This window comes from Bradyrhizobium sp. CCBAU 53421, assembly GCF_015291625.1.
GTDB lineage: Bacteria > Pseudomonadota > Alphaproteobacteria > Rhizobiales > Xanthobacteraceae > Bradyrhizobium.
The window spans coordinates 6,036,754-6,048,864 of the sequence record NZ_CP030047.1; the positions used below are offsets into that span (position 1 = coordinate 6,036,754).

Genomic DNA, 12,111 nt, shown 5'->3' on the forward strand with positions numbered 1-12,111 from the left:
TTTTCATAGCCCGAGCCACCTTTTCCACCCGGCCTTCTTGTTGGCGCCGACGCCGGTGATCTCCCGTACGATCGGAGCCAGGTGACGCCGCAACCCGGATACGTGCTTCAGCGCGGGAACGCCGAGGTTGACCGCCTGGGTCATTCCCTTGCCGAGATCGGGGATCACCATGTCGGGCTCGGCGCCAAGCGCCTTGACGATCGTAGCCCTGGGCAGGCCGCCAGGCCGGCCGGCACGGTTGAGCAACGTGAAGACCCGGTCCTTGCCCGCGATGTTGGTGACGGCGTTGCGGAGCGCGTGCGCGTTGCGCAGGCCGGTCACCTCGGCTTCCAGCAGCACCAGCACATGGCGCGACATCTGGATCACCGGATAGATCGATGCCGGGAACGGCACCGGCACGTCGACCACGACGTAGTTGAACCGCTGGCGCAGCAAGCCCAGCACGTGCCGCACGCCCGCCTCGGTGATGTCGAGCTTGGCATCGAGATCTTCGTCACCGGAGATCAAGCAGACCCGATCGTTCACCTCGATTGCCGTCCGCTCCAGAAACAGTGTGTCTGCCCGCATCGGATTTTCGAGCGCGATGCGCAAACCAGGTCCCGGACGGACACCCAGCATCACCGCGGTTTCGCCATTCTGCAGATGCAGGTCGAGCAGCGCGACCTTGGCCTTGGTGGTTTCGGCCAATTGCAGCGCGAGATTGATCGCGATGCTGGTCGCTCCGGCGCCGCCCTGCGCGCCGCAGATCGAGACCACATGCCCGCCGCGGTCATTCTGGACGGGCGCGGCGTCGCCGATCAGCTTCGGTCGCAGCTGGTCCAGCACGATGTCCCTGGTGATCGGCGTTGGAAGGTATTCGGTAAGGCCGATCTCCATCAGTTCGCGGTAGAAAGTGATCTCCCGGTTCTCGCCGATCAAGGCCACCTTCACGTCGGGCGGACAGACGCTGGCGAGGCGCTCGAGCTCGGTGAAGGGATCATCCAGCCCGCTGATGTCGGTCACCAGCGCGTACAGATCGGTATCGGTCTCGAGCATCCGTGTCGCGTGGCGGATGGTGCCACGCCGGATCACCAGATTGGCGCCGTCGAGACCCTTGCGAAGAGCCGCAGCGCTGAGCTCGTCGTTCACGAAACAGACGATACGGTTGCGTGCAACAAGCGACGTCGTCTCTTCGGGTGCGTCCACCACTGCCATGTTCACACTCATCAACGTTTCTCCGGCGTCTTGCCAACGTCACTCGCGGCTGCAGTCGTTTGGCGGTCGAAGTCGGACGGTCCGTCACAACCCACACGCACGTCGTCGTCGACGTCCTGCTTCCTGACCGAGTATTGCTTGACCCCGCTGCCGGTATAGATCGCCACCGTCGTGCTCTGACCGGCGACGGCGCTCTGGCGTGCCAGCTCGGGCGACACATCGCAGCTTGACGTCGCACCGGTGTCGGCCTTGTCCCACTGCTCGGCCGCAGCCCGGACGACCAGCGAGAGCGTTCCAAGCTGCTTGGCGACGGCGACCTTCTTGACCTGGTCCGGCTTGAGCTCCAGCGAGACGGTTTGCGCCGTCTTGCCGACCACAGCATTGCTGACGGGACGCCCGCCCTGCGCAATCTCCTGGTCGATCGCGATCACGCGCACGTTGGACAGCACGGTTTCGCTGACGGCGCGCTTCACCGGATCCGCCTTCTCGAACACCTGGGTCAGCACCACGTCGACATTGTCGCCCGGCCTGATCAGGCCCGAGACGCCGGTCTCCTCGTCGACCTTGATGCTGATCGCGCGGCTGTCCGGCGCCAGAACGCTGGCGAGGAAGCCACGATCCTTCGGACGCAGGATGTCTTCCAGACTGATGGCGCTGCCGGCGTCGACGAACTTGCGGACCAGAGAACCGGGAAGTCCGGCCTTGGAATCAGGCGTCTCGAGGATCGCGCCTGCCGGCACACGGTTCGGCGCCGCCTGGCGCACGGCGAAATCCTCGTCCCGCGCCAACGTCCCCTTCGACAGCGGACGTGTCGCCACAAAGTAGCCGACGGTCGCCGCTGGCGCGGGCGCCGGCTTTTCCGCCACCTCCGCGACAACCGTATCCTTGTGGTTCGCGTTATAGGCAATGATCCCGAGTGCCGTCGCTGCGAGCAGCAGCACCATGATGATCGAGACGCGCAAAGCGGACGACATGTCAAAATCCTTTGCTCAAAATGGCCCAGATACCGCCGCATGCGATGGCCACCCCGTAAGGCAGCGGCGCATGTCTCAAATGACGCCAGCGCTCGACCGCATAGACCCTTCGCGCGAGCGAAGATCCGGCGGGCGCCAGCCTTGGATATGGCAAACGGCGCATCATCAAATGCACTGCGGCCAGAGCGCCACCGGCCAATGCAGTTACGGTCAGCAACTCAATCACGCCGGCCAGCGGGAGACCGATCGCCAGGGCAACCAGCAATTTGACATCGCCGCCGCCGATCATTCCGCGCTGGTAGATCACGAACAGCACGAGAAACAGGATTGCGGCGACGATCAGCGACTGGCCAATCTGCATCGGACCGGCCAATTGACCAACGATCCCAAGGAACGCCAGTGCCAGACAAACTTCGTTTCGGATCAACCGTGTCGCGATATCGATCGTTGCGACATAGAACAACAATGCGATTTCCAGACACGAGGTCGTGGACGCAATCCAATTCATGAAAATATGTGCCTCAGAAATGGCGGGGGGCATAAAATGATGCCCCCCTCCGAAGCGCAGTATTCTGTGCTCAGGCAGAAGCCGCGTTGGTAACTGTGCTCGTGATGGTGCTGATCGCACTGGACAGCGCAGAGCCGATACCGGTCGTAGCGTCTGTTCCGAACGCGGCCGCAACCGCCGCGACGATGCAGGCAGCCACGATCACGTACTCGAATGACACCACGCCGTCTCTGTCCGTGCGCAGACGCACCAACGCTTCTCTGGCCTCGATGAAACAACGCAACATGGAGATGCCTCCTCTACCTTGCCAACATCGCCAATCCGGTTAACAGCTGTTGGCAGAAGAGAGCCTGCCAACGCCGTCAATGTTCGGATCAGGCCGAGACCGCATTGGTGACGTTGGTGGTGATCGTGCTGATCGCGGAGCTCAGCGCCGAGCCGATGCCGGACCCGGTGCCAGTTCCGAATGCCGCGGCAACCGCGGCGACGACGCAAGCGGCGACGATCACGTATTCGAACGACACAACGCCGTCCTTGTCCGAGGCGAGACGCTTGAAGGCTTCGGTGGTCTGGATATACAGATTCAACATAGGAAAAAATCCCTTTTACGATTAATTTACGCAATATGTTGGCGGGGGGCAAAATCCAGTGCCAACTAAGAGTTGTTTATAATGCGTCGCGAGAAATCTGTCACTTGGTAATCGTTTATTAACCCTACTGACGTAGCGGCCGCCGCCCTGTGTGGGCGCGGCGCTCCGAATCGAGGTGCGAGAAACCCCTTAAATAATAGGTGTTTCGGCATTTCATGACATTTCAGTTCGGGCCATTCCGTGCGAATACGGTCCCGGTGCCCCGGAGCGGCGTATCCCGCTTGCGTACCCCTCCAGGCCGGTCGCAGCACGCGGCATTTTGTCGTTCCCGAAGCTGCCGATGGTCATCTGCCGGGAGCAATCAAGGGGAGCGGCGGGCAAGCAAGCTACTTCCGCGGCTCCGAATTGTCCCTCGGCTGCCGTCGCCGAACATGGACGACGGCCACGTCGTCGGCATAGGTTCTCTCCCACTCCGGCAGCCGATCGAGCAGCCCCACCGCCGGCGTCGACGGAGACAGCAGCGTTGCGTCGATCTTGAACTCATCGAGCACCCTGACGAAATCCGGCAGGTCAGAGAGCGTGATGGCATTGACATAGCGATCGAGAAAGGCCGCCCCGTACAGTTCGGCACGTGAATCGATGAACACCGGAATATTCTGGAACATCAGATATCCGCAGAAGAAGTAGGCGTTGAGCACCCGATCCGCCCCTTGCTCCTTCAACTTCTCGACCGCGGCGCGCGGCACGAGTGGTGGCGAAAGGTCCTTGACGGCAAGAACCACCCCGCTGGCGACGACGAGAGCGGCGATCGCTGCGATCACCGTCGACCGCGCCGGGGCGACCACTTTCCGAGCGTGTTGCAACTGGGGCCACGACAGGTGCTGCGCCAACGGAGTGGCAATGAAGATGGGCACAATCAATGCAAAAACGTCGACATACCGCACGTGGACGAGCGTCTGATAAAGCACCGCCAGGAGCGTGGCGATCCTGATCGGAGGGAGCTTGAGCCCGCTGTAGAGCAGGTAGCCGAGGCCAGCGATAAAGCATGGCGTGACGGCATGCATGGTACTGAAGTCCAGGGGTCGCCACTCGCTGATATAAGAGAGAGCACCTCCCAGACGCAAAATGCGCACGATGACCAGGATCGTTTCCGGCCCGTACGGGGTAATGCAGGCGGCCCCAAGCGCCAGCACCCCAAATCGAATCCATTGGAACGCAATCCTGGCGCGGGCCGATTTATCCGACATCCAGAGCGCCTCCAGGGCAAACGGCCCGATCAGCGCCAAGGCCAGCGTGAAGCTTCCGTGCAGGTTGGCCCAAAGCGTGACGAGCGGGAGATATGCGAACGAAGGAGCCCGTCGTTCTTCGCTCGCCCTGACCAGAGCGTCAGCCCACACCACCATCAGGGGAAAGACCAGGACATGCGGGCGGGTGAACACGTGGAACGACGTCATGACGATTGCAGCCGCCGCCAAGATCGTGGCCGGTATGTTGGGCAGTCTTTTCAGGAGCAGGAGCGTCAGCAGATAGTACGCGACCGACGCTGACAGCGCCGCCAGCATCACGGGTCCCGTCCATCCGGCCAGCTTGTAGGCAACGAAATAAAGGACTTCCGATAGCCACTCGCTGGTTATCCAGGGCGCACCGCGCATCGTGAAGGAGAACATGTCGACGTGAGGCACGGCACGATGATCGACGATCCACTGGCCGACCACGATGTGCCAGTAAATGTCGGCATCCTTCAGCAGGAAAGTGCCCCTGGCGATGATCGTGAGATAGGCAGTGGCCGCGAGCACGAACGGCAACCAGGGCCGAAGGTAATCGCTGCTCGCGGGAGCCGGGCTCAGGCTCGCTTCGGGGTTCACGTCGAGCGAATGGTTGCTTGAAAGCATGCTCTCTATCCCGCGTCCTGCCAATCAATCATCGTCAAGTTTGAAAATGTCGTACAGGCTAGAGCACAAAAATTACTCTTTTCAATAGCATGTCCCGGAATCCCCGCCGAGCCGGCCGCAGCTCTCCGGGTTGGATTGTCGCCACTGCGCGACCGCCGCCGGCGGCTTGCTCGCCTCGGCCGGCTTGGCCGGCAGCCTGCTGCGCTCTTCGTCGAGGAGCTGCGCATGAAGCTTCTGGATCTGGACGTTTCGCTCGAGCAGGGAGATGGCGCGTGCCTGAACCTGCTCTGCCAAGGTTTTGCGCAGGGCATTCTCGCGATCGAGCAGATCGGGAAACGGCAGCAGCGGCCGAACGGGTTCGGTCGCCTTGATCACGCACGATGCCCGCGCCACCGCCTGCGCGATCTGATCCGGAAAGGCGTTCCGGCAATCCGCGAGCGCGCCGCTCAGGTTGACCGTTTCCGCCGGCGGGGTCGCCTCCGGAGCCGGTGCCGGCGCGGCTTCCGCTGCCGGTGGCGGCGCGGTTTCCGCTGCCGGTGCAGTTGCCGGTGTGGTCGCCGGATCCGCCTGCTGCTCGTTGGACTGGCGTGCAGCCCCGCAGCAGGACAGCAGGATGCAGAACAAGAGAGCGACCAGACATCTCGCGCGCCTTGGCCAATCCTCCCTGGCACGCCCCTCGATCGGGCGCCCGATTGCTATGTCGGTCACGGCAAGCCCCCATCGCGAGCCCCACCTGCCTCCTGCCGATACGAGCATCACATCGAGCAACGTGTCGATCGCGACGGTTCATTAGCCATGGGGGCGAGAGACTGGTTGAGGCGGCGCAACAGACACGCCGCCGCGCACCCACGCCCGCCTGCCAAAACAAACTGTCTGCGTAATGCGGGGACGCAAAGCGGACCTTCCTTGGGCGAAATTGGTATCGACGAAAACCTGCATCTGCAAAAAAGTGGTATCTCGAAATATCGCATCGGCACGAAATGGCGCCGGTACACCCGATTGATTTTAGATGTAGTTTTGTTGGCGACGCAAGAGTCGCCTCTGGCGGAGCGGCGCGGTAGCTCGCCGGCCGCGCTGCACCGTCGCCTGGCGCGCGCGACGCCGCTCGCCCGACGATATCGAAGCGCATAGCGAGGCGATTCTTCGGCGCTGACTGCACCGGCGTGCGCCGCGGGCGTGAACGGCGGCAGTCTTGTCAACGACGACCGCCTCATCTCCGCGCGAACGGGCCGGCCGTATGCCTGGGCCATTGCTTTATCGATGGGCGCACGATCAGCATGGCCCGCCGGTGGTGAAATTTCCGCTTCATCAAGGACGAGTCCTTGCTCTAGGATCGGGCATTTCAATGAGAGCGCCGAGCATGCGCTCGAGGAATTTCCAGAACCAAAAACGTACAGCGACTGATCCGGCGTCATGGGGCTCGAGATGACCGATCGTATTGCACTTTTCATCGATGGTGCGAATCTGCACACCACGGTCAAGAACCTCGGCTTCGAAGTCGACTTCCGGCGACTGCTTTCGGAGTTCGGCAAGCATGGGCAAATCGTCCGCGCATATTTCTACACGGTCGTGAGGGACGACGACGAGTTCAGCAGCCTTCGGCCGCTGGTGGATTGGCTCGATTACAACGGCTATGCGGTCCGGCGAAAGTCGGCCAAGCAACACGACGACGGCGACGGGCGGCGGCGGATGAAGCGCAGCATCGGCATCGAGCTCGCGGTCGACGCAATGGAAATCGCGCACCGCATCGACCAGGCGTTCCTGTTCTCCGGCGATGGTGATCTGCGAGCCGTTGTCGAAGCCGTCAGGCGGATGGGCGTGCGTGTCACCGTCGTTTCCAGCATTCGAACCAAGCCGCCGATGATCGCTGATGAGCTTCGCAGGCACGCCGATGCCTTCGTCGAACTCGAGAGCCTCAGGTCATCGATCGAGCGTCCCCCGCATCCGATCGCGCCGGAATGATTTGCGCGCGCCTTCCGAAGATCGACTGCAAACGCGAGCCGGGCCCGTCCGACCGCATCCGTACATCACCGAGTTGCGCCGGCCGCGCGGGGACATCAGTATGATCCCAACGCAACTGCAGAGGGAAAGCCAATGTGGAGGTCGGTCGGCTGCGTCTTGGTGTTGCTGGCGGCGACGAGCGCGGCGCTAGCTGAACCTTCAAGGTTCATCTGCGACACGCCACGCGGCAAACGGGTCGAAGTTGGCCCCTCTGGCAAAGGCAGTGACGTTCAGTGGATCGATGACGATCTGGATGCGGTTCGGCCATCCGTCGTGATCGATGGCGAAACCTTCTCGGTCACCTGGGGGACGTCGGTCGCGACGGAAGGCAAGGCAGCCAAGCTCACCACCTATGTCTTCGCGGCCGCGCACCGTAACGCCGCGTCGATCTTTGCGACCCGGGTCGACGAGTCCACCGCCGAGATCTTCCGGTTCTATTTTGCCAGCAAGTCGCTCTACAAGCTGACGAGCCATCTGGGTGGCCCCTCGCCCGACGCCAAGGCCACGCCCTTCGTTGCGACCTACCTGGCGACCTGCCGTGACCAGGAGGCGGCGACCGGCCGTTAAGACGGCCTTAACTGACCTTCCCTGTTCCGGTCGCCGGTGTTGCCGGCCGGCACCAGTCCCAACGATCGTTGAACACAGTCAAATTATTGAATTTTAATAAAAATCTCGATACTGCCGACCGCGGGCGCCCGCTCCTCCGCTCCACTTAGAACGGCTGTGTGGCTGAAATGTCATAGGTTGAGGAACCTTCCTTTGTTAGCCTTCGGCAGATTCTACGTAATATTTTTATGAGTAGGGGCGGGGAATTATGAAATCGGCCTACGCGGTCATCGCATGCTTGTGCCTAGCATCAACGTCAGTGCGTGCCGACGTTTTTTCCATTAACGATGCATTGCGCCAGGCGATGTTGACCAACCCGGGCGTGGGCGAAGCTTCCGCCAACCGGCGGGCGACGGAAAGCGAGCTGAGACAGACCCAGAGCACGCTGCTGCCACAGGTCCGCATCGATGCCAGCTACGGCCCGGAAAAGTTCGATCAACCTCCGGGTGTGATCAACACCGTGGTGACACCGACCGTCGGCTCGGGACCATGGCGCAACGGCAGCCAGGAATCGGTGGTTGTGCGCCAGCTGCTCTGGGACGGCTTCTCGTCGATCTATGACGTCTGGCGTCAGACCGCGCGCGTCAATGCGGCGGCCTCCCGCGTCAAGGAACGCACCGAGTTGCTGGCCCTCGACGCCGCCGAAGGCTACATGGACGTCGTGCGCTACATGCGGCTGGTCAGCCTTGCCCAGCAGAACGTCGCCAATCACGAGAAGATCTTTGCCAACGTGAATTCCCGCTTCTCGGGCGGCCGTGCCGGCGAAGGCGACCTGGAGCAAGCACGCGAGCGCGTCGAAGCCGCCCGTGCGGCACTCTCGGAGTTCCAGCGCAGCCTCGACGATGCCAGGGCGAAGTACCGCAAGGTCGTCGGCCTTGAGCCGATCAATGTTCGCTTCCCGAGCCCCCTCGCAGGTCTGCCGCACAGCCGCGACGAAGCGCTGGCGACCACGCTGCGGTTCAATTCGACCATCGCAGCGGCGCAATCCGACGCCGACGCCGCCAAGCATGCATTCAAGGCGACCGACGGCACGTTCGGCCCGAAGTTCTATCTCGAGGGACGGGCGACCCACTACGACAACTCATTCCCGTATGTGGCGGCCCCGGGAAGTCCCGCCGTCACGCATGAGGACTACAGCGGCAAGGTTGTGATGTCGTGGGACATCTTCCGCGGTGGCCAGGATGCCTGGAACAGGTCGGAGAAGGCCGAGCGCTATACCGAAGCCACCATGCGGCACGCCCGCCTGCAGCGCGACGCTTATGAATCGATCGACAAGGCGTGGAATGCCCGTACGATTACGGCCACGCGCATTGCCGCTCTGGCGCGTCAGCTCGAAGCCGACCGGAAGACCATCGCGGCGTTCCAGAAGGAATATGAGCTCGGTCAGCGCTCCCTGATCGACCTGCTGAACGCGCAGAATCAATTCTTCAACGCGTCGGTCTCGCTCACCTCCGCCCGCAGCGTCGTGGTCTTCGCCGACTACCAGCTGCTGGCCGCGATGGGGACCTTGATCGAGTATCTGAAGGCTCCGCCGCCGGTCGACGCGGCGCCGACCGACATGCTCTCGATCGGCCTGCCGCGCTACTCGTTCCCCACCCTGCGCGTGAACCTTCCGCAAACCGGCCCCGAGCCGCTGCATGTCGGCGTGCCGGCTCCCGCCGCCACGGTCCGCCCCGCCAAGGGCTACGCCGCAGCTTCGGCAGCTCAGCCGAAGGATACCGGTTTTGCCGATCGGTTCACCGGCGCCACCACGACCGCGGCAGTGCCCGGCTCCGCGGAATGGATGCAGCAGCAAAAGAGCGCTGCGGACGGCCCCAATGTGATCTACGCGAATCCGTCGGTCACGACGAATGCGAGCTCCTATGCGTCGACAAAGCCCCACTGGCTCCTGTCGGCCTTCCCGAGCTCGGCCCAATAGAGCAGCCGCCAGCCAACATCAGGACTTCAGAAAGGGCCCCGAACGGGGCCCTTTCGATTCCCGTATTAATACTTAAAGCAAGTTTCGCTGATTTTGTTCGCTATTTGTTGTACCCTGCTCGAAATCATCGAATGCGATTTCTGCATTTCCATTTTGGTTGTCGAGGTTTCAGTTGTTGTTTCGAACCCCCACCGCGGCGGCTGACGCCGTCCGCTCCCCGTCGGATGATCCAACTTCAAAGCCCGTCGTGACAAGCCGGCCGCGCGCACTCGGCGACGATCCCCTCACCGCGTCGTTGACTTATCTCGCTGCGCATCACGGCCGCGCCGTCAGTCGCGAAGCGCTGCTCGGCGGATTGCCGATCACCGACGGACGCCTGTCGGTGTCGCTCTATGACCGCGCAGCCAGGCGCGCCGGCCTGGAGACCGAGGCCGTCAAGCGCGGCATTTCGGACATTCCCGCGCTGGTCTTGCCGGCCGTCCTCATCATGAAGGACGGCTCCGCGCTCATCCTGCTCGGCGTGGACGCCGCGAACAAGGCCATCAAGTTCGTCGACCCGGCGACGCCGAACGTCCCGCGCGTTGCTGAAGTCGCCTCGATCGCGGCGGACTATACCGGCTACGCATTCCTGGTGCGAAGCGCCGCGCAGGCCGATGCGCGCGCCATCGCCGCCGGAGACATTCCCAAGAACCACTGGTTCTGGTCGGTGGTGAAGACGCACTGGCGCAGTTACGGACACATCGCGACCGCCGCCTTCCTGACCAACATCCTCGCGCTGGCGACGCCGTTGTTCACGATGAGCGTCTACGACCGCGTCATCCCCAACGGCGCAATCCCCTCCCTCATTGCCCTCTCGATCGGCATGGGGCTCGGCATCGTCTTCGATTTCATCTTCCGCATGGTCCGCAGCCGCATGATCGACGTGACCGGCAAGACCATCGACGTCGTGCTCGCGGCCAACATCTTCGAGCATGTGATGTCGGTGAAGATGGCGCAGCGGCCGACCTCGGTCGGCATCCTCGCCAATCAGCTCCGGGACTTCGATTCGGTGCGCGAATTCTTCACCTCCGGAAGCGTGGTTTCGGCGACGGACCTGCTGTTCGCCATCCTGTTTGTCGGCGTGCTGTTCGTGATCGCCGGACCGCTGGCCTGGATCCCGCTGATCATGCTGCCACTGGTCATGTTGGTCGGCTTCCTGCTGCAGCGTCCGCTCGATCGCGCCATGAAGCGGCTGCAGGCCGAATCCGCCGCCCGGCACGGCGTGCTCGTCGAGTCGCTGTCCGGTCTCGAAACCGTCCGCGCGACCGGCGCCGAGGCCCGCATGCAGACCTTGTGGGAACGTTCGGTTGCGGCGACCGCCCGCTCGGGTGAGGACGTTCACTTCTGGTCGTCGATGTCGCTGACGAGCGCGAGCACGGCCCAGCAGATCACCAGCCTGCTGCTCGTCATCGTCGGCATTTTCCTGATCCTCGACGGCAAGCTGAGCGTCGGCGCGCTGGTCGCCGCGAACATGCTCGCCGGCCGCGTTCTGGCGCCGATCGCCGGCATCGCCTCGGTGATCACCAGGGGAACGCAGACGCTGACGTCGCTCAAGGCCATCGACCGCATCATGTCGATCGAACGCGAGCGATCGCCGACCCGGTCCTATGTCGCAAGGCGGATCGACGACGGCAAGGTCGCCTTCGAGAACGTGTCGTTCGCCTACCCCAATGCGCCGGGCAACGCGCTCGAAAAGGTCAGCTTCAAGATCGAGGGTGGCGAAAGGGTCGGCATCATCGGCAGGGTGGGATCCGGCAAGACCACGGTCGGCCGGTTGCTGCTCGGGTTCTACGAGCCGAAGGAAGGCCGCATCCTGGTCGACGGCGTCGACTCGCGCCAATACGATCCTTCGGACCTGCGCGCCGGCATCGGCTTTGCGATGCAGGATACCGACCTGTTCTTCGGCAAGCTGCGCGACAACATCGCCCTCGGCAAACCGGAGGCGACCGACGAGGAAGTCCTGCTCGCCGCGCGGCTCTCCGGCGTCGAGAGCTTCATCGCCGGCCACCCGATGGGCTATGACATGCCGATCTCGGAAGGCGGCCGCAGCCTGTCCGGCGGCCAGAAGCAGGCGATCGGATTAGCCCGCGTCTTGATCCGCAAACCGCGCGTGCTCTTCCTCGATGAGCCGACCGCGCACTTCGACATTCGTAGCGAGCAGGAGTTCCTCGAGCGGCTCAAGGGATTCCGCGACGAGCGGATGACGATCATCATCTCGACCCATCGCCTGTCATTGCTGAACATGGTCGATCGCCTGCTGCTGTTCGACAACGGCCGCCTGGTTGCCGACGGCCCGCGCGACAAGGTGCTCGCCCTTTTGCAGGGCAAGCCCGCGTCCACGGCTCCGGCGCCCGAGAACACGATCCAGCCGAAAACTGCATAACGAGCG

Annotated in this window: 12 protein-coding genes; 5 read left to right on the forward strand and 7 right to left on the reverse strand. The window is 62.9% G+C overall.

Translation table 11 applies throughout. The features are described from left to right. Positions 1-3: 3 nt before the first annotated feature. The 7 genes from XH92_RS28770 to XH92_RS28800 all read right to left on the reverse strand — a co-directional run bounded on the left by XH92_RS28770 (position 4) and on the right by XH92_RS28800 (position 5,782). The gene (locus XH92_RS28770) at positions 4-1,206 is read right to left on the reverse strand and encodes a pilus assembly protein CpaE (protein ID WP_246787708.1); all 1,203 of its coding nucleotides are present in this window, start codon (positions 1,204-1,206) and stop codon (positions 4-6) included. After that, complete coding sequence (gene cpaB / locus XH92_RS28775) at positions 1,206-2,168, reverse strand: Flp pilus assembly protein CpaB (RefSeq protein ID WP_194455129.1); 963 nt, start codon at positions 2,166-2,168, stop codon at positions 1,206-1,208. The genes XH92_RS28770 and cpaB overlap by 1 nt, the downstream gene beginning before the upstream one ends. 1 nt (position 2,169) lies before the next feature. After that, on the reverse strand, positions 2,170-2,676 hold the full coding sequence (locus tag XH92_RS28780) for a prepilin peptidase (protein WP_194455130.1): 507 nt from the start codon (positions 2,674-2,676) through the stop codon (positions 2,170-2,172). A gap of 70 nt (positions 2,677-2,746) precedes the next feature. Further along, the gene (locus tag XH92_RS28785; protein ID WP_194455131.1) at positions 2,747-2,962 is read right to left on the reverse strand and encodes a hypothetical protein; all 216 of its coding nucleotides are present in this window, start codon (positions 2,960-2,962) and stop codon (positions 2,747-2,749) included. 88 nt (positions 2,963-3,050) lie between these two features. After that, the gene (locus XH92_RS28790; RefSeq protein ID WP_194455132.1) at positions 3,051-3,266 is read right to left on the reverse strand and encodes a hypothetical protein; all 216 of its coding nucleotides are present in this window, start codon (positions 3,264-3,266) and stop codon (positions 3,051-3,053) included. Positions 3,267-3,652: 386 nt separating this feature from the next. Continuing rightward, positions 3,653-5,158, reverse strand: coding sequence for a hypothetical protein (locus XH92_RS28795; protein ID WP_246787710.1), 1,506 nt, complete (start codon positions 5,156-5,158; stop codon positions 3,653-3,655). Positions 5,159-5,239: 81 nt separating this feature from the next. Then, positions 5,240-5,782: a hypothetical protein gene (locus XH92_RS28800; protein ID WP_194455133.1), complete on the reverse strand. Its 543-nt coding sequence runs from the start codon at positions 5,780-5,782 to the stop codon at positions 5,240-5,242. Positions 5,783-6,064: 282 nt separating this feature from the next. Here XH92_RS28800 and XH92_RS28805 point away from each other — a divergent pair, with 282 nt between their 5' ends. The 5 genes from XH92_RS28805 (at position 6,065) to XH92_RS28825 (ending at position 12,105) form a co-directional block, all read left to right on the forward strand. Continuing rightward, on the forward strand, positions 6,065-6,289 hold the full coding sequence (locus tag XH92_RS28805; protein WP_194455134.1) for a hypothetical protein: 225 nt from the start codon (positions 6,065-6,067) through the stop codon (positions 6,287-6,289). 294 nt (positions 6,290-6,583) lie between these two features. After that, a complete protein-coding gene (locus XH92_RS28810) occupies positions 6,584-7,120 on the forward strand; it encodes an NYN domain-containing protein (RefSeq protein WP_194455135.1) in 537 nt (178 codons plus the stop codon). Between the two features lie 132 nt (positions 7,121-7,252). Then, positions 7,253-7,726 carry a hypothetical protein gene (locus XH92_RS28815; protein ID WP_194455136.1) on the forward strand — a complete coding sequence of 158 codons (474 nt, stop codon included), beginning with the start codon at positions 7,253-7,255 and terminating at the stop codon, positions 7,724-7,726. A gap of 343 nt (positions 7,727-8,069) precedes the next feature. Beyond that, entirely contained in the window at positions 8,070-9,683 is a 1,614-nt protein-coding gene (locus XH92_RS28820; RefSeq protein ID WP_371817831.1) for a TolC family outer membrane protein, read from the forward strand. Positions 9,684-9,930: 247 nt separating this feature from the next. Continuing rightward, positions 9,931-12,105: a type I secretion system permease/ATPase gene (locus XH92_RS28825; RefSeq protein WP_194455138.1), complete on the forward strand. Its 2,175-nt coding sequence runs from the start codon at positions 9,931-9,933 to the stop codon at positions 12,103-12,105. Positions 12,106-12,111 lie beyond the last annotated feature (6 nt).